This window comes from Nocardia cyriacigeorgica (genome assembly GCF_010858045.1).
GTDB lineage: Bacteria > Actinomycetota > Actinomycetes > Mycobacteriales > Mycobacteriaceae > Nocardia > Nocardia cyriacigeorgica_E.
In genome coordinates, this window is the sequence record NZ_JAAGVC010000381.1 from 1 (window position 1) to 281 (window position 281).

The following is a 281-nucleotide window of genomic DNA, read 5'->3' on the forward strand; positions in this document are numbered from 1 at the left end:
ATCTTGGGATTTCCGTTCACCGAGCCGGGGCTGAGTCGCGGGCTCGAGACCTGCCTGCGTGCCCTCGCGCGCACCGCACCCGATCGGTTGCATCGGTACCGGCTGGTCGACCTCGCCAATCACGTGCGGCCGCGCAGCCGCTGGTGACAAAGCTCAGGTGTCGGTCCGACGTGCGCCTGAAAGCCGTTTAACGGCCACCAGCGCCGCCGCGCCCGCGATGATCGGCACCACCAGCAGCATCCACCAGCTACCCGACACCAGCGCCAGCACCACCGCGAGCA

Annotated in this window: 1 protein-coding gene; it reads left to right on the forward strand. The window is 68.7% G+C overall.

What is annotated here, in order from left to right; translation table 11 throughout:
• Positions 1-3 precede the first annotated feature (3 nt).
• A complete protein-coding gene (locus GV790_RS30110) occupies positions 4-147 on the forward strand; it encodes a tetratricopeptide repeat protein (RefSeq protein WP_375139447.1) in 144 nt (47 codons plus the stop codon).
• The last annotated feature ends 134 nt before the right edge of the window (positions 148-281 follow it).